The organism is Psychrobacter sp. TPE 89C (assembly GCF_055522395.1).
Map to the genome: position 1 here is coordinate 12226 of NZ_JBVFXW010000016.1, position 19651 is coordinate 31876.

Below are 19651 nucleotides of genomic sequence, written 5' to 3' on the forward strand. Positions count from 1 at the left end.
TGCAGTTACGTAGCCGTACGGTTTGAATACATTTGGTAGTGGACTTATAGTATGATTAGTATTAGTGAACTTCTGATTTCTATATAAATATCAGTTAACTACTAGATAGTTATAGTAAGTAGTTATAGATAGTCACTCGCTAAACTTAATCAGCCATGCCAATAGTGTAGTCAATCGGAACGGCTCATAGCAAATTGAATACTATCACTACGATAAGTATTTAATTATATAACTGCCTGTTTTATCCGTTGATACTAATATTGTCAATAGCAAGCACTATATAAACGGTCAATATTGCTATTAATATACGCGGATAAACACAGAAAACTACAGTCCATTCTTAGTGGCCAAGCACGTATGAGACTCAAGTAATATACATGAGTCGATGTAGCTAATTTAACTGCTTAACTTAAATAAGTAAGTTAACCAGTTAGCTTACTCCTAGCATACAGAGCTACTTTGAGACAGTACTAGGAATATAAATATGGAAAGTTTAGTTAACTTAGTAAACGGAATTATCTGGAGCCCTGCGCTGATCTATCTGTGCTTAGGTGCGGGTCTATTTTATTCCATCTTAACGCGTTTTGTACAAGTCCGCCTATTCGGTGAAATGATTAGATTGCTGTTTAAGGGCAAACCTGATAATGATGGTATCTCATCATTTCAGGCATTAGCCGTTTCTCTAGCCGGTCGTGTAGGTATGGGTAATATCGCTGGTGTTGCTGCTGCCATTGGTTTTGGTGGTCCAGGTGCCGTATTCTGGATGTGGGTTGTGGCCTTCTTAGGTGCTTCAACCGCTTATGTTGAATCTACCTTGGGTCAGATTTATAAAGAGCGTGATGTTGTCACGGGTGAATACCGCGGTGGCCCTGCTTACTACTTCGAGCGTGCGCTTGGTCAAAAGTGGTATGGTATTTTATTCGCCATTGCTTCTATCGTTTCTTGTGGTATCTTCTTACCTGGTGTACAGGCGAACGGTGTTATCAATGCTGTGGCTCAGGTCGCCGGTGAAGGTTCAGTCATGAACTTCATGGGTATCGAAACTGGCACAACTCGTATTATCGCCCTTGGTATTATCTTAGTGGTATTAGGATTCATCATCTTTGGTGGTATCAAACGTATTGCGACCTTTACTGAATACGCTGTACCATTTATGGCAGTAGGTTATATTATCTTAGCCCTACTTATCATGTTCTCTAACTTCAGCATGATCCCTCACGTATTTGGTTCAATCATTGGTGATGCATTTACTGCTCAAGCGGGCTTTGGTGCTGCTATTGGTTGGGGTGTGAAGCGAGGTATTTACTCAAACGAAGCTGGTCAGGGCACAGGTCCTCACGCTGCCGCAGCTGCTGCGGTTGATCATCCAGCACAGCAGGGTTTGGTACAAGCATTCTCAGTTTATGTTGATACCTTACTTGTTTGTTCTGCGACTGCCTTCATGATTTTGTCTACAGGCATGTACAACATTCAAGGCACGTTACCTGATGGCCAGTTCTTGGTTCAAAACGTAGCAGCGACTACTGAAATCAACGCACCTGCATTCACCCAAATGGCGATGGAATCAGTTTACGGTACTTTTGGTAATACGTTCATTGCCATCGCTGTATTCTTCTTTGCCTTTACAACTATCTTGGCGTACTACTACATCGCCGAAGTCAACATCTCGTACCTTACCCGCTCTATGGGCAAAGGCGCTAGTAAAGCGGGTCAGTTCGTTGTTAAGCTTATCATCATGTTTATGGTTGCTTATGGCGCACTAAACAGCTCTGGATATATCTGGGGACTTGGCGACGTTGGTGTTGGCCTGATGGCTTGGTTGAACATCGTTGGTATCATCGTGATCTTCTTTGTCGCACGCCCTGCTATCGATATCCTAAGAGATTACGAAGCACAGCTCAAAGCTGGTGGCGGCACCACTGCCAAACGATTCGTGTTTGATCCTAAGAAATTTGGTATCAAGAATGCGACTTATTGGGAAGAGCGTCATGCAGAAGAGCAACAAAGATTGGCTGCAAATCCACTCAACAAAGAAGCTAAGTAATACGTTTACTAAAACTCTTTAAAGTAGTGGTTCTTTAAGCCTCTAAAAAAAGCCCAAGACAAGTGTCTTGGGCTTTTTTATTTGTGTAGTCTCAATGAATAAATATAAAACAGGCACTGCTAAAATATAGTTAGATGCAATATAGCTATACACAATAGAGCTATACACAATAGAGCTAGTCATAGGATACGTACCTACTCTCTTATGTACTTATACAGATGTGGTGTGCCTCTGTATTTGCCTCTATCTCTATGCACTCATGAGACATCCACTCTACTACGCTAACCGCAAGTCTTAATGAGTAAAGACTATGGTCAAAATAGTGATATCAAAAAGTACTAACGTTGGTCTCGCTGAAAAATTCAATATCTATGCCCTTGTCATCAGCTATCTAGACTCACAGTTGCATTGAATCAGCTGTTGGTTTCACACGGTAGACTTATAGCAGTGCTACGATGAATTAACGACAGATAACCTTTGAGCACAAAAAAGCCCAGCTAAAAGCTAGGCCTTTTCGATATCATTGATAAAGTATAAATAAACAGATTAAAAACTTACTCAGGCATCAATACTGCATCGATAGTGTGTACTACACCATTCGTTGCCATGATATCTGTACCAGTGATATTAGCAGTGTTACCAGTAGCATCAGTGATTACATTGTCTTCGCTGATAGAAATAGTTGCACCGTTCGCTGTTTTGATATCAGTACCATAAGGGATATCAGCAGCCAATACTTCTGACGCTAGCACATGGTAAGGAAGTACTTTTTTGAGCAAATCAGTGTTAGCCAATAGCTCTTCTTTAGTTACGCCTAGCTTCTCTAGTACAGGAGCAAACGCATCATCAGTTGGTGCAAATACTGTATGCTTGGTTTCTTCCATTAGCATAGTATCAAGACCAGCCGCTTGTAGTGCAGCGGTTAGAATCGTTAGGTTTTCGTTGCCTGCTGCGATTTCAGCGATGGTTTGTGTAGCCATCGTGTCTTCCATGCCATCAGTTTCAGCCATAGGATCAGTTTCACCCATTGCGTCAGTTTCAGCCATTGGCTCTGCTACAACTTCTTCAGTAGTCGCTTCTGGTTCTACTGGATCAGTAGTGGCTTCTTTGTCAGCACAAGCAGCGAGTGACATGGCAGCGGTAACAACAGCGATAGATAGTAGGTTCTTCTTCAACATAGGTATTTCCTTATCAATGAATGTTCAATTAAGTTATTTGATGAACAAATAAGTTCTCTCAGTTAATGAATATAACAGTTAACAACTTATTTATTGCAAGCGATACCAATTGGTTGGAGTCGATCACATCAAATCTGCTATACCAATAACTACGATTCTAACTGATTAATTTTGAATTAATGCTTACTTAGGTAGCAACACTGTATCAATCACGTGTACGACACCATTATTAACTTGTATATCGGTCACCGTGATATTAGAGATACGGATGCCTTTAATAAAACGAATGCTTTTAATAAAATGAACGCTTGTAATAAAATAGCCATCTTATGACAGATAAAAGCTGGTATTCATACCAGCTTCATCATATATAGGTATACAATTATAGGTATACAGTCGTCACATCTTAACTAAAGCTATTTTACAGTCGTACTTTATTTAGGTAATAGTACTTTGTCGATTACGTGTACAACACCATTGGTAGCAGCAATATCAGTTTTTAGGATGTTAGCTGTACGGCCGTTTTCATCTTGCAGCTGACCTTTCGCTGTCACCATTAGCGTGTCTTTGCTAAGCATGGCGATGTTTCCTGGCTTCACATCTGCTGCATATACTGGCGCTGCGCCATTAATTACATGGTAGCCCAAGATTTTGGTTAGCAATGGCTTGTTGGCAAACAGTTGCGCTTTTGTCATACCTGTTTCTTGTAATACTTGTGCAAACGCTTCATTGGTTGGTGCAAATATCGTGAAGTTGGCATCAGGATTAGATAATGGTTCAGCGATACCGGCAGCTTGTACGGCTTCAACTAGCAATGAAAAATCAGCGTTGCTCTGTGCAATTTGTACTACATTCATGTCTGACATTGCTTGGCTGCTAGTAGGCGTTTGCGTCGCTGCATTTTCGCCATCACTTGGCATCATATTATTACATGCGCTCAGGCCTGCGACTGAAAGGGCTAGTGTACCGATGGCAGCAATTTTAGTAAGCTTCATAATTATATCCTTGATGATTAAATAGTAGTAACTGAAGTATTAGTGACTTAAATATTAGTGACTTAAATATTAGTGACTTAAATATTAGTGACTTAAATATTAGTGACTTAAATATTAGTGACTAGAAATTTTTGGATGATAGTAATGTTATCTGATTAACTAACTTACATTTCGTAGGCGATCATTACATCGATATAAATACTCATATCTTATAAAAACAATAAACACTTATTAGTAAGTATTGCTTACGAAATGCCAGTTCTTCTGAAATCAAATTAACATCTCAAAAAAGTTTATCAAGGTACCTTTACGCTGTTTTTGTAGCGGCGCTGTAAACTCTGTCTTACTTTTAAGAGTAATGTCTGACTTTTGAGAGTAATGTCTAACTTTAATTTACAAAAGCAAAGCTTTATGTAATCAGTGAGTGCACAGATATTCATTTGTGCCTATCTGTTTTATGCAATAAACTCTAATATTCATATTAAACAAACAGACAATATAGTCACTCCTCTATAAAAGAATGACAGCGTTAACCTCGCTTGAAGTATCACATATACGTCTGCACTCGGTTGCCTTGTTCTTCTTTTAAACTGAATCAACTATATGTTGATGATATTGCCAAAGAGGAATAAGTACTGTCCCTCGTGCTGTGTGATTTTCATGCTAAAATAATGCGACTTTTTCGACGCCTTTTATATACATTTATACCCTATTTGTTATTCCCTCCTTTTATAATATTGACGATATAAGCAGCGCTCCTATGACCCAAACAATGACTTCAAACACTGATGCCACCTCGCACTCATCACAATCTGCTGATGACTTTATACTGACGCCACCTGCCGTGTTTCCATACAAAGAGCAGCAGCTAACAGCACGTGCCCGTATCACTGAGCAAATGGCCTCAAGAATTTTGATGTTAGACGGGGCGATGGGTACGCAGATTCAAACCTATAAATTAGAAGAAGCGGATTATCGTGGTGAGCGTTTTGCGGATATAGACCAAGACGTGCGCGGCAATAATGATTTGCTCGTACTCTCGCAACCACAAATGATTATAGATATCCATAACGATCATTTGACTGCTGGTGCGGATATCATCGAGACCAATAGCTTCAACGGTACGCGTCTATCCATGGCCGACTACGATATGCAGTATTTGGTACCTGAGCTAAATAAAACGGCAGCTGAACTTGCCCGCAGTGCAGCAGATGCGTTCACTGCCAAGACACCTGATAAGCCTCGTTTCGTCGCTGGTGTCGTGGGCCCTACCTCACGCACGTGCTCGCTATCACCTGATGTCAATGATCCAGCCTTTCGTAATATCACCTTTGATGAGTTGGTACTCAACTACCGTGAAGCAACCTTGTGCTTGATAGAAGGCGGTGTCGACCTTATTTTAATCGAGACAATCTTTGATACACTCAATGCCAAAGCGGCGATATTTGCCATTACGGGCGTGTTTGATGACATTGGTTTTGAATTACCGATTATGATTTCGGGTACGATTACTGACGCGTCAGGTCGTACCTTATCAGGGCAAACCGCTGAAGCCTTTTATAACTCAATTCGCCATGCTAAACCGTTATCGGTTGGCTTCAACTGTGCGCTTGGTGCCGATGCGCTACGTCCACACATTCAAACGTTATCTAATATCGCTGATACTTTTGTCTCTGCGCATCCAAACGCAGGTCTGCCTAATGAGTTTGGTGAATATGATGAAACGGCTGATGAGACGACAGCATTGCTTGAAGGCTTTGCGAAAGCAGGCATCTTAAACATCGTCGGTGGCTGCTGTGGTACGACACCAGAACATATCCGCCAAATCGCGAATATGGTAAAAAACTATGCGCCGCGCGTGATTCCTGAAATCGCCCCTGCATGCCGCTTGTCTGGACTTGAGCCATTTACCATCACAGCAGACAGCTTGTTCGTCAACGTCGGTGAACGTACCAACGTGACAGGCTCTAAAAAATTCTTACGCTTGATCAAAACCGAAGCCTATACCGAAGCACTCGATGTCGCTCGTGATCAAGTAGAGGGCGGCGCGCAAATCGTCGATATCAACATGGATGAGGGCATGCTCGACTCCAAGCAGGCGATGATTCACTTCATCAACTTGGTCTCTGGTGAGCCAGATATCAGCCGCGTACCGCTCATGATTGACTCCTCTAAATGGGACATCATCGAAGAAGGCCTAAAGCGCACTCAGGGCAAATCTGTCGTCAACTCTATATCACTAAAAGAAGGTCATGCTGAATTCGTCGAGCGCGCCAAACTGTGTATGCGCTACGGTGCCGCCGTTATCGTTATGGCATTTGATGAAGATGGTCAAGCCGATACTTACGAGCGTAAAATTCAAATCTGTCAGCGTAGCTATGATGTGTTGGTTAATGAAGTCGGTTTCCCTTCTGAAGACATCATTTTTGACCCGAACATTTTTGCCGTTGCCACTGGTATCACTGAGCATAACAACTACGGTGCTGATTTCATCAACGCCACTAAATGGATTACGGATAACTTGCCAAACGCCATGGTATCGGGCGGTGTGTCTAACGTGTCGTTTAGTTTCCGTGGTAACCCGATTCGTGAAGCCATCAACTCGGTATTCTTATATCACGCGATTACCAATGGCCTGACAATGGGTATCGTCAACCCAGCCATGCTTGAGTTATACGATGATATTCCAAAGGAAGCGCGTGACGCTATCGAAGATGTCATGCTCAACCGCAACCAAGGCGAAACAGGTCAAGACGCAACTGAACGCCTGATGACAGCTGCCGAAAACTACCAAGACGGTGGCAAGAAAAAAGAAAGCACGATCGACATGAGCTGGCGTGAAGGCACCGTCGAAGCCCGTATTGCCCATGCACTGGTAAAAGGTATTACCACCTTTATCGAAGCCGATACCAAAGAAGCGTGGGAGAAATATCCCAAACCGCTAGAAGTCATCGAAGGCCCACTCATGAACGGTATGAATATCGTCGGTGATTTATTCGGTGCCGGTAAAATGTTCTTACCGCAAGTCGTGAAATCAGCGCGCGTGATGAAGCAGTCAGTCGCTTGGTTGAACCCGTATATCGAAGCCGAAAAAGTCGAAGGCGAAGTCAAAGGTAAAATCCTGATGGCGACCGTCAAAGGTGACGTGCATGATATCGGCAAAAACATCGTCGGCGTGGTGCTCGGCTGTAATGGTTATGACATTGTCGATTTGGGTGTGATGGTACCTTGTGAAAAAATCCTCGATACCGCCATTGCAGAAAAAGTCGATATCATCGGCCTGTCTGGTTTGATTACCCCAAGCCTCGATGAAATGGTCTATGTCGCCAAACAAATGCAAGAGCGCGGCATGACGCTACCATTGATGATTGGTGGTGCCACTACCTCTAAAGCGCATACCGCCGTCAAGGTTGAGCCGCAGTATCAAAATGATGGTGTCATCTACGTCACTGATGCCTCACGCTCTGTTGGTGTAGTCACCAAGCTGCTATCAAAAGAGCATCGTCAAGCGCTGATCGATGAGACACGTGAAGAGTACGTCAAAGTACGTGAGCGTCTGGCCAAGCGTCAGCCAAAAGCGGCCAAGATCTCTTATGCGAACTCTGTCAAGATTGGCTTTCAGTACGATTGGGAAAACTATGTGCCACCAGTGCCTAATAAGTTAGGCCAAGTGATATTGGATGATTACCCTATCACCAACCTACTGCCATATATCGATTGGACGCCGTTCTTTATCTCTTGGGGACTGGTCGGTAAGTATCCGAAAATCTTGCAAGACGATGTGGTTGGCGAAGCGGCACGTGATTTATTTGATAATGCCAATGAGCTGATGCAAAAGATGATCGATGAGAAATCACTCGTGGCCAAAGGCGTGTTCAAAATCATGCCTGCTCGCCGTACTGATGCCGATACGGTCACAGTCTATGACGATGCACCTACTGATGGTGGCAAACCGACCTATCAGTTTGAGCACTTACGTCAGCAAAGCGACAAAGCCAGTGGTAAGCCAAACTTTAGCTTGGCAGACTTTGTCTCACCATCAGAGACGCATACCGATCACTTGGGCGGCTTTACCGTCTCAATCGTCGGTACAGAAGCACTCGCTGAAAAGTATAAAGCAGCAGGCGATGACTATAATGCCATTATGGTACAGGCACTGTCTGACCGATTAGCTGAAGCATTCGCTGAGCATCTGCATGAACTCATCCGTAAAGAATATTGGGGCTATCAGCCGACTGAGTCACTCACTAATGATGAGATGATTAAAGAAAAATACGTCGGTATCCGCCCTGCGCCTGGCTACCCTGCCTGTCCTGAGCATACCGAAAAAGGCAAATTGTTTGATTGGCTCGGTACGGTAGAGGCGATCGGTACGACCTTGACCGAAAGCTATGCGATGTGGCCTGCGTCATCGGTCAGCGGATTCTATTACTCGCATCCTGACAGTGAGTACTTCAATGTTGGAAAAATCAGCCGTGATCAGTTAGAGAGTTATGCTGAGCGTAAAGGCTGGGATATGAAGACTGCTGAGAAGTGGTTAAATCCGAACTTGTAGTGGATTGGCTAATCAAGTTATAGAAACCTAATAGTTCTTTTTTGGCTTACTTATTTAATATGGGTAAGCCATTTTTTATGGCATTCTATTTTGCCTACATCAGCAAACTTATCGCTACGTTCATAGCAAAATACTTTCATCATTTGCTAACAATAACCATGCTAGATTATTGTCTATTCTATTATTTTTATCTTTGTGAGATAGGCTATGAATCAGATTGCATTACTTTCTAGTTGGATTGGCAAAACCTTTGCAATCTGGGCATTGGTCAGTGCTGTTTTGGGATTTATTTTTCCTGAATTTTTTGCATCATTGGCTTTTTTAATCGTTCCCATACTTGGCATCATTATGTTTGGGATGGGCATGACGCTCAAAACAGAAGATTTCCTAGAGATTGTCAAACGTCCCAAGCCTGTACTGGTAGGCCTATTAGCACAGTTCACGCTAATGCCTCTTATCGCTTACTTATTAACGGTCATTTTCAACCTTGATCCTCTAATCGCGGTCGGCGTTATTTTGGTTGGCTGTTGCCCTGGCGGTACCTCTAGTAACGTGATTACGTTCTTAGCCAAAGGTGATGTGGCATTGAGTGTGGCGATTACCTCTATCTCTACCCTACTTGCGCCTTTTCTGACTCCTATCCTACTCAGCATTTTTGCGGGACAGCTGATTGATATCGATTTGGCCAGTATGATGATAACCATTACGAAAATCGTAATCTTGCCCATATTGCTAGGTGTTATCTTTCATAAATTTTTGGGTAAAAAGATCGAGTTCGTCACCGAGGTATTACCGATGGTGTCGGTATTGGGTATTTCCATCATTATAGCGGCGGTGGTTGCTGTGTCTAAAGCGACTATTCTAGACAGCGGTGCTATCGTCTTTATCGTGGTTGCCTTGCATAATATGACGGGTTATACCTTGGGATATGTCATCGCTCGTTTGTCAGGATTTACGGAGAAACAACGCCGCGCGATTATGATAGAAGTGGGCATGCAAAACTCTGGTCTGGGCGCAGCCCTTGCAGCAACTTATTTCAACCCTGTCGCTGCATTACCTAGTGCAATATTTAGTGTATGGCATAATTTTAGTGGTGCATTGGTTGCGAATATTTTTGCTAAAAGAGATGCTAGGTAGGGAGTTTATTGGTTGCAGCTTGATGGTGAATGCTCTAATGTTGATGGAATTTAGATTTGTGAATAATTAAGGTTATATCAATGGAAGATACTATAGAGCTTTGGTTCAAGAAAGGATATACAAATTTCGATTCAAGCGAAGGTTTGAATCGAGACCACCCTTTTGAACTGAAACGCTTGAATGTTATTGTAGGAGCTAATAATTCTGGCAAAAGCCGTTTTATGCGAGAATTAGCTATTCAATGTTATAAGAATGAAATAGAGGTACGCCCTTCTTATTCTCGTTTTGATGCAATAAGAAATATTTTAGTTAAATTTAATAAATCTAGTAATATTTTAAAATGGAATGAATTAACTGGCTTTGAAACGATGTTATCTAACTTTGACCCAATTATCAAAGATATCTTTTCAATAAGTAACTTTGTTCAAGGCTTTTCAATGGCTGGAAGCCATGATTATGAAAGTTATAAGCATGTTGACTTTGATAAAGAGAAAATAATTGCTGCCTCTAGCGATTTTATAGATGATCCATCGGTAGTCTACAAAATTTATCAAAACATGGATATCACTAAATTTAATATCTTTTATATTAGCAACCTACGGAGTCTAAAGAAGCTACCTAAAAACTCGAAGTTAGATGAAACTAGCTCATCAGATATAACTTCTATAGCTGAAAAAATAAAAAACTCTGCAAGGAATCATCCCACGCGGAATACTGACCAAGTAAAAGAAGTTTTAATATCTAATCCTTTACTTCAAAGAGCTTATCAGGACTATGATTTTATAGATCATCAAATCATTTCAGGTGAAGAGTTTTTTGACTTATTAACAGACTCACTCCTAGGAAAACCTAATGAAAGGCAAAGAATTCAAGACTATCAGGAAAAGCTATCTCACTATTTTTTTAACAACGAAAGTATCACCATCATTCCATACTTAAAAACTGACACTATAGAAATTAAAATTGGCGATGAAGAGCAATTTCCTATCTCTAGACTCGGTGATGGTTTACAGCAAATCATTATTCTTACCTATAGAGCATTTCTAACTACCGAACCCTCTTTCTTCTTTATCGAAGAGCCAGAAATGCATTTACATGCTGGCTACGTTAAGCAGTTAATGAAGTTTTTATTGAATGAAACTAACCATTACTACATGGCAACTAGCCATTCAAACTATTTGCTTGATATGATTAACGAAGACAAACGTATTGCTTTATATCGTGTAGACAAAAAGCAAATGGATGACGGAGAGGAAAGATACGAGACGGTAATCAAGCGTTGTGACAATGACCGTACTATATTACGCACCCTAGGTGTCTCACCATCTTCTGTGTTTTTAGCAAACTGCACCATTTGGGTAGAGGGTATTACTGATCGTCTCTACTTTGTTCAATACTTAAAGAAATATTTGGAAGAACTAAAGACAAGTAATGAAGATAAATGGCAAGATTATTCACGTTTCATCGATGGTTATCATTATGCATTTGTAGAGTATCAAGGTTCTAATCTTGATCATTGGGATTTTGCAATAGACTGTCCTAATGACGTTGATAGTAACATTGATAAAGGACTCCCTGCTCTATTAACCACTTCGCACGCTCTCGTAGTTGCTGATGCAGACTTGAGAGACAAGCCTAGATTTACAGAGCTTCAAAGCCAACTGAACGATAATATGGTCGTTACTCAAGGTAAAGAGACAGAAAATACGTTACCTGCTCACCTTTTAAGAAAGAAGTTCTTTTCTATGTGTCCTCATAGCGGACTATCTAATAAAGGTAATCAAAGTAAGCTGGCATATAACGATGAGTATGATAAATATTTCGATGATAGTTATGAGAGCTCAAATTTGGGTATTGGTGAGTATTTAGATAATATACTTGAAGCAATGCGCTCAGACGGAATAGTACCGGTTGTAGCTGAAGAAGAGACGTCTTTTACCTTCTCAGAAGGTGGTCAAAAAACGATCAAGAACAAATCAAATTTTTGTCGAGATGTCATAACCTTAATGGAAAATGAGGACTGGAATCTCACAGACTCTGCAAAACAGATATGTGAAAAAATATTCGAGCATATCAAAAGGAATAATGACTAACCTTAGCTTTTTGGAACAAACAAAATATCATATAAAGCCTCAATACTATCGTAATGATCAAATTGACCTTTATTAATAGTGCGGATATTAGGTCTTTCGGCCTTTATACCATCCGCATTAGCTTTAGTATGTTTTGCAATTTTAGCATTCTCTAGCCCAGTTAGTGGTTTCCCAGCCTCAGCACCAAAGAAATAAAACGAACACAGCTCTAAAGTATCTTCATCAAATACTATCCAAACAATACATCCCGAAGGCTTATTTGCTAAACGAACATTAACCTTTTGACCTGACGCTTTAGCACCTAATTTCGAAGTTTTGAGTTGAATATGACGAATAATATTATTGTCTTCAAGGACAACATCACAACCTGCATTATCAACTTCAGGTTTCATGACCTCTAGTTGGCAATCATCTTTTAGCCACGATAGCTTTAGCATCTCACCAATAAATAAGTGTTCAATAAGCTTTTCCCGAAAGCTTGAGTGCTCAAAATGCTTACTCATAATTTACCTTACTATTTTGAATTAACTTAATCTGCTTTACCTTTCTCCCTACGACAACGCTCAGAACAATAAATTACTTGCTCCCAGTCCTTTTCCCACTTTTTACGCCACGTAAACGAGCGCTGGCAAATAGGGCAGGTTTTTTGCGGTAGGTTTACCTTTTTATGTGCCATCATCTGCCCCTTTGTGCCGTATATCTAACATCTATGGTTAATGTTTACTGCCTATTTATCTTCTTTTTGATGATCCAGCCCTTCATACTTTTTCACCCGTCGGCATTGGTCTGAGCAATAGACCATGCTCTCCCAGTTTTTATCAAGCTTCTTAGTCCAGCTAAACTCGCGCTCGCAGACAGGGCAAAGTTTTTTGCGGACATTCTTCTTTTTGTGCGCCATAATTTTCTCATTGGTTTGTTTAATATATAGTCGATTCACTACCATCAGATACGATGTCAGGCTTGCTTAACCTACTGTTTGTAGCACGCTTACTCGCTGTCATTGTATCCAAAGTAGCTGTTGCCGACTATATTACCACTGTCTCTTAATCATAAGCCCTATTTATAGTGCTATTCATAAGTGCTATTCATAAGTGCTATTCATAAGTGCTATTCATAAGTGCTATTCATAAGTGCTAAGCATCAGGGTTGCTCATAAACTTTAATAATTAATCATTAGTTGTTAATCGTCAGCTATTAATCATAATCATCAAAGATCTTGTTTAGTCTGTTGAGACTATTGACGATTAACTTACCAGATTGATCTGTGCTGGTATCAATCGCCAGCTTCTCATCCATCCGCATCGTCAATGGCTCTAATGCTTGCTTGAGGGCAGTTGCCATCAATGCGGTCTGCTGATGAATATCAGGGATATCACTATCTGCCGCTTGATTATCATCACTCTTAGCTAGGGTCTCAGTTAAACTACTAGACAAGCTATCCGCCATTTTTTGCGCCAGTTGTTCAACGGCATTGACCAGCTGCACCATGAGCTGTTTTTGTGCATATTGGTTTTGCTTGAGATACTCGCCTTCTGACTTATGATCGTGCTTATATATTTGCAGCAATTGGCTCACGCTTTTTTCAAAGCCATTATCGATGCTATCGCTGACGACTTTGGCATTATTAACGACGCTATCGGCAAGTATTTTTTGTGCTTCTAATTGGGCGTTTAGCTGGGCATCGAGTTGCGCTTGCTGTCCTGCTTCTCGTAAGCGAGCGATTTGCTCTGGGTCGTTTTTCGTTAAATATGTCTCAAACTGGCTACTGATGGCATTGAAGCCACTGGCCAAATCAACTAATTGGGCGACTATACGCGCGCCCGTATCGCCATCTTCACCGCCCATGGCTTTGTTACGTAAGAAGTCAGCTTTGATTTGCGCCCAACGCTCTGTTTCTGCTTCGGTCAAGACACCGCGCATCTCGCCAAGCTTGAGCAAGTTGCTCTCTGCGCCTTGGGTCAATAGCTGCGACTCGCCCAGATAGTGATCATCTATTAGCTGGTTCAGCTCTTCTTCATTCATGACCGCCGATAGCTTTTCGGTCATCTTATTCATATTACGATAACTGCCTTGCAGCTTAAATATCGGCTCAACACGATACTTATCATCTTGCGAGGCGGAGGCAATATAGGCTTGGTTGACGTCCAGAATGACTTCTTGCACCCTAAACATATGACGCAATATGGCGATAATTTCGTTAACTTCTGAAGTGCTATACGGATACGTCAAATCGCTGCTTTGTGCTTGAGCGAGGTTGGCATTATCCGTTTTCGCCATTTTAATCAAACGATGTACATCGCTTAAGTCACGGTTGGCCATTGGTGCGAGGACGGTATTAGAGGTCAGCGAGTTTTCGATATAACTGAGTGCAAACACCTCTTCCATGCCGCTCATGATATCGCCTAGGTTATAGATATCGGCACGGTTGGCGAGCATGTCCGGCACTTTAAAGGCTTCGCCGCTTTCGGTGTATGGGTTACCTGCCATGACCACGCAGAACTTTTTGCCACGCATGTCATAGGTCTTGGTCTTACCTTGCCAAACGCCATCGATACGGCGTGTACCATCACCCAATGAGATAAACTTCTGTAAAAATTCCGCATGGGTATGCTGAATATCATCGAGATAAAGCATGACGTTACTGCCCATCTCAAAGGCTAAGTTGATTTTATTCAGCTCTTCTCGGGCGGTAGCATTGGGGGCTTTTTCGGGATCTAATGAGGTGACGTCATGACCGAGTGACGGACAGTTAATCTTCATAAAGATAAGGCCAAGACGATTTGCCACGTATTCCATCAAGGTGGTTTTACCATACCCTGGTGGCGATATCATCATGAGAATACCCATCAAATCGGTACGCTTATCCTCGCCGACCGTGCCCATCTGTTTGGCAAGATTGTCACCGATGAGTGGCAGATAGCTCTCGTTAATCAGACGGTTACGTACAAATGAGGACAGTGGACGCGGCATAAACTCGTCCAGTCGCAGCGTCTCTTTTGAATCATGCAATATCTCTGAGCGCATGGCCAGATAACGTCTGTAGGCAGGGATGACTTGGGTATCATGATGATGCAAACGATTTAAGAAATCATCGACGGCAAAGGTTAAGGTCTGCTGATGAATACGTATATGTTCACCCAGCAAATTATTGACTTGTATCTCAAGCGACACCTTACCCGTACTACGCTCAAAGCTTTGCACTTGATTGAGCGGATTATTAATACTGGTCAATGATGTAGTCGATGACGTAGCCGACGAGGTGATTGAGGAAAATGACAAGGCTGATGGTGTGCCACTTGCGCCTGTACTGTTTAAACCTTGATTGCCCAATCCTTTAGCACTTAGCCCTTTATTAAAAGTAGCACCTGAATCAATGAGTCGTTGCACCAAAGCTTCACGCTGGGCATCATTTAATTGGGTAAGCAAGACGGCAATGGCTTCAGGCACATAATGACGGCCACTTTCTAATTGCTGCTTGCGTAGCGCGTTTTGTGTTTCAATCTCAGCAAGCTGATCTTCACTGAGTGCCTCGCCTGCCTCATCCGTGCCATCAGCTAATACGTTAGCCGACTCAGTACTACCGTAGGTTTTATCAAGTAGTGCATGAAACCATGTGGCTAGTAGCTCATAGGCTGATTTGGGTTGGAATCCAAGCTTACTGATAGAAGACTGTAGTTGGTCAAAACTGGCCGTCGCTTGCGTGCTGCCTGAGGCACTATTTAGCGTTTGGCTTAGTTGATCACATAACTGCTGCGCTTGTTGACTGGTTTGCCATTTTATTGTGTTATATGCACCTGCATTCGATTCAGCTGACTGCCCCATGACGCTCACCAAGTATTCACAAGCAAGCTGAACGTAGCTTGGCTTGAAGATGTTGGCGCCTTTATCAACGCTACCCTCTTTATCAGCGCTAAGACTGTCATCATTATGAGCCATAACAAAATGACGCATCACTTGGCTCATGTCCTCGACCAATAGAGACTTCGCAGTATCGCTGCCCAATGCACGGCGCAGTTGCTCGGCGGTCGCGGCTCTATCTGTCCAGTTATTTGCGCGTGTCAGCACTGATTCATTTAACCAAGCGTCATAACCAAATTGACGCAAGCTGTCTAAACCAAGCGCTTGTACGATATTTAACTGCCAATAGAATAATTGCGCCAGGGCACGTACTTGCGGGGTATAAATCAGTAGCCCTGCCTCACGCAACGTTGGCAATATTTGCATCAATAATAGCGTGGCATCATGGTCATGAATGCCTTTGTCATAGCCAAGCTGATAGCGAGGGGTGGCGTAAGCTTTGACCAGTTTGGACAATGGACTGTCATTATCAATATCACCATTAATATCGAGGGTAATGACAGTCGCATCGTATGCTTGATATAGACGTTCTTCGGTTAGGCCATCTTGACTGCTCTTGGCACTTTCGATAATGCTATAGGCTAAGTACTCGGCGCGATACACCTTGTCAGACTCGGAGGCGATATTCATGTCCCAATACGGGCGCAAGGCGTTCAGCTCAGTATTATTAAGCACTTCATAATAATCTGTACCCGTTAGATGTAGGTTCAGCACGCGCTTGCCATCTGACTGTTGACGACTCAATAATGTCAAATCAAGCGGCTGAGTATTGACTGAAAAACGATGCTTACCCAGTTTGATGATTTGACCACCATCTTCAAACAAGTCCGACTTGTCTTTTAGACTCTTATAGCTCTCGATTTGAATGGCTTTTAGACGGGCATCGATGTCATCGGCTTTAACACTAAAGCCCATCGCTTGCAGCTCTTTTGCGATGTTGCGCACTTTTTGTACCAGACCATCAGCCGCAAAGTAAGTATTGAGCGCTTCCTCTTCTGTAAAGCCTGTGACACCTGTGCTTTGCGTGCGTTTTTTAATACTTTCAAGCATCCGTAGCGCACCATCACCTAAGTTTTGCGCTTTACGATTACGAGCATCAAGCAATTGCTGCTTATGGTTTTCAAAAGTCTCGTAAATTTCTTCACGCTTACTGATGATATCGGCTAAAAACTGATCGCCACTATTGGTCTCTGGATCAGCGAATTGGCTTTCTAACTCTTCTAGCTGTACCAATAACTTTGCCATTTGCTCATCTGATTTCTCAGGGGTATTGGCAATGGATAAGGCATTGGCAATGGATTGACCAAACAGCTTAAACTGCGCACCAAATTGCGCGACGGCCTCGGCAGAGCCTAGATTTTTGCGTTTATGATTGAGCTTGGCTTTGCTCTGGTTCAGGCTGGCATAAATGGTCGATATGTCATCGATGATTTGCGTACGCACGGTGGCATCGGCCACATCTAATGTTCCTAGCAACTCGGTTAATAAATCTAACCCTTGCGCGGTCTCATCAATTTTTTCCAGTACAGGTTTTAGCTCAGCATTGGTTTCTGCGGTGTTTAAGCGCTCACTGACATCGACCAATATGCCTTCGTAGCTTGATAGTGCCTCTTCACCACTTAAAAACAATACCGTTTTTTCAGCCAGCTCGCTCTCTGCTTCTTCTAACTGTGCCTGTAATGCTTGTAGCTTATCGGCATCTATATAGCGCAAATCTTCCAAGCTGACCAAACGGCCTTTTTGGCGTCTTAACGCTGACAACTGATCGACATAATCACTGGCCGACTCAAAGCTAGTGACCCGTATCTGCCGCAAAATCTCACTTTGCTGCGTATCGGCATCGGCTAACGCAGTTTGGGTTTGCTTCTGGATACTTTGTACTTTGGCAAACTCGTCAATCACTAGCTCAGCCGTGGCCGTCACTTCTTTAATACTACTGGCGACTTCGCTCAGCTCAGGCTCAGACAACCAATAATAGCTGTCAAAGAGTCGGCTGGTATTATTGGTCAGCTCTTCATAGAGTTTTTGTGACACGCTTTGATTGTCAATCAGGCGGGTAATGCTATAAAGATCTGAGATACCGCGTACCAACTCTTTATTACCAATTTTGCCATAAAAACTCGTGCTCTCTGGCAGTTCACTCACATACTCGTGTGAAGCATAAGGCGTGTGCCATATTTGCATCGGGTGAATACGAGATGGCTCACTTTGGTCACTGAACAGTACCAAGCGGCCATTCTCAGCCAAAGCCATACCGTTGCAATAGATAGGATTTGCCAATTGCTTTTTAATCAAGTTATAAGGAAACAGCCCCGTGACGCCCAAGTCTCTGTCATAAAATAAGAATAGAACGTCTTCCCCATTCGGCGATACAATTTTACGCTTAAACCGTAAGTCAGTAGCGCCAACGTTATTGGCCTCGAACAGCTTATACTCACCCGTCTGTAAATAATAACCACCCGGAAACATGATGCCATGGTCTTCTGGTAGCTGGACACATGACTGGCCAATCGCATCCAATCGCAGCACCGCTTCGGTCAAGGTGTTATAAACGAAATAACGGTAGTCCTCTTCACGATAGGGCAATATCTTAAGCAGTATTAGACTGCCCACTTTGGCATACGCAATCTCAGCATCCGTCAGCGACTGGGTACGGTCATTGACCGGTTCGCTATAAATACCTTGCCCTGACTGCGTATTGTCCTCAATCTTAATGGTCAAATCGCCACCGACGGTTTCTACAAATATCGTGTCTAAGATATTCATATGGGGGTATTTGCCATTCACCATTTGATCGCGTGTGGTCTCAATCCAGTCAAAATCATAAGCAGGCGGCAGTTCAATGTCACGCTCGCCTCGATTGTCCACATAAGCGACTTGCGCCGACTCTGGTGTGCCTTGGCTAAAATCTAACGCAAAACGGAACACTCGAATATCAGTGATGCGCTCACCAATCTGAAACGCCAACAGCAATTTGCTGTCTTTCACCGTTATTTGAATCAGGCGCGTTTGTTTGTAATATCGATACAGCTCATTGAAGTCTTGGACAAAAGCGTCTTGAGCCAAAAACGTCCCTTTTAAATCAACCTCTTCGAGCTGATACTCTTCTTCATTACCAGCTGGCTCGTTCAGGCGATATAACGACAACACATCCTTAATATTGCTCGCGCGTTTGAGCCCCATAAAAACGTTGTAGCCAAATAGCAAATAATCGCCGACCTGCACCATGTCTTGTGCCACACAGTTGTACTCGGTACGAATACGCGTACGGGCGATGACTTGCATTTGGGTGCTGCCAAACTCTTCGAGACGCGCATTATTTAGCGTCTGCGTTTGCGTCTCTAAACGGCCGCCTTGTTCCGTCAGACGTTTTTTGATGAGCTCATAAGCATTGCCTGAAGCAACTGCCTGATCGGTTTGGTTGGCTTGATTAGCATTATCGTTGCTGTCTGAATTTGTTGAGTTTTGCGTGTCCGCCATCGTTGCTCGTCCGTTTCTGTTTTTACATAATATAGTCAATCCTTTATAAAAGAGCTACAGCGTTAACCTCGCTTGAAGTATCACAGTTACATCTGCACTCGGTTGCCTTGTATCTCTTTTAAACTGAATCCACTATAAGAGAATTTTGGGCAATAAAGAATCATTGAAAGTAAGAAGCACTTGGCTAATCTAAAAAAACGAGTGGTCACTGCTATTTTTTTAGATTAGCCAATCTCATCATGATTCGTCATTCTGAATCACCCTGAGTTAGCCAAAAAAATCTGCCGCCTACACGACAGATTTTGTATTTT

11 protein-coding genes are annotated in these 19651 nt (G+C 42.6%); 4 read left to right on the plus strand and 7 right to left on the minus strand.

Translation table 11 applies throughout. From position 1 onward, the window contains the following. Positions 1–484: 484 nt before the first annotated feature. Positions 485–2044, plus strand: coding sequence for an alanine/glycine:cation symporter family protein (locus ACZW67_RS06755; protein WP_465182646.1), 1560 nt, complete (start codon positions 485–487; stop codon positions 2042–2044). A gap of 554 nt (positions 2045–2598) precedes the next feature. Here ACZW67_RS06755 and ACZW67_RS06760 read toward each other — a convergent pair. From ACZW67_RS06760 to ACZW67_RS06770, 3 genes are all read right to left on the minus strand, one after another. Beyond that, positions 2599–3222: a fasciclin domain-containing protein gene (locus tag ACZW67_RS06760; RefSeq protein ID WP_110923896.1), complete on the minus strand. Its 624-nt coding sequence runs from the start codon at positions 3220–3222 to the stop codon at positions 2599–2601. Between the two features lie 183 nt (positions 3223–3405). Continuing rightward, positions 3406–3537 carry a fasciclin domain-containing protein gene (locus ACZW67_RS06765; RefSeq protein ID WP_110923990.1) on the minus strand — a complete coding sequence of 44 codons (132 nt, stop codon included), beginning with the start codon at positions 3535–3537 and terminating at the stop codon, positions 3406–3408. Positions 3538–3656: 119 nt separating this feature from the next. Next, entirely contained in the window at positions 3657–4217 is a 561-nt protein-coding gene (locus tag ACZW67_RS06770) for a fasciclin domain-containing protein (RefSeq protein ID WP_197135124.1), read from the minus strand. 760 nt (positions 4218–4977) lie between these two features. On the opposite strand from ACZW67_RS06770, the gene metH reads away from it, so the two are divergent. The 3 genes from metH (at position 4978) to ACZW67_RS06785 (ending at position 12002) form a co-directional block, all read left to right on the plus strand. Further along, a complete protein-coding gene (gene metH, locus ACZW67_RS06775) occupies positions 4978–8772 on the plus strand; it encodes a methionine synthase (RefSeq protein ID WP_465182647.1) in 3795 nt (1264 codons plus the stop codon). A gap of 207 nt (positions 8773–8979) precedes the next feature. Beyond that, entirely contained in the window at positions 8980–9909 is a 930-nt protein-coding gene (locus ACZW67_RS06780; protein ID WP_465182648.1) for a bile acid:sodium symporter family protein, read from the plus strand. A gap of 80 nt (positions 9910–9989) precedes the next feature. Then, positions 9990–12002 (plus strand): AAA family ATPase, encoded by a 2013-nt coding sequence (locus tag ACZW67_RS06785; protein ID WP_465182649.1) that lies wholly within the window; start codon positions 9990–9992, stop codon positions 12000–12002. 2 nt (positions 12003–12004) lie between these two features. Here the strand turns inward: ACZW67_RS06785 and ACZW67_RS06790 are convergent, their stop codons facing one another. From ACZW67_RS06790 to ACZW67_RS06805, 4 genes are all read right to left on the minus strand, one after another. Beyond that, positions 12005–12505 carry a hypothetical protein gene (locus tag ACZW67_RS06790; RefSeq protein ID WP_465182650.1) on the minus strand — a complete coding sequence of 167 codons (501 nt, stop codon included), beginning with the start codon at positions 12503–12505 and terminating at the stop codon, positions 12005–12007. A 26-nt stretch (positions 12506–12531) separates the two neighbouring features. Continuing rightward, positions 12532–12678, minus strand: a complete 147-nt coding sequence (locus tag ACZW67_RS06795; protein WP_465182651.1) for a DUF2256 domain-containing protein — start codon at positions 12676–12678, stop codon at positions 12532–12534. Positions 12679–12729: 51 nt separating this feature from the next. Then, complete coding sequence (locus ACZW67_RS06800; RefSeq protein ID WP_010196547.1) at positions 12730–12900, minus strand: DUF2256 domain-containing protein; 171 nt, start codon at positions 12898–12900, stop codon at positions 12730–12732. A gap of 296 nt (positions 12901–13196) precedes the next feature. Next, the gene (locus ACZW67_RS06805; protein ID WP_465182652.1) at positions 13197–19340 is read right to left on the minus strand and encodes a DNA repair ATPase; all 6144 of its coding nucleotides are present in this window, start codon (positions 19338–19340) and stop codon (positions 13197–13199) included. Positions 19341–19651: the final 311 nt, after the last annotated feature.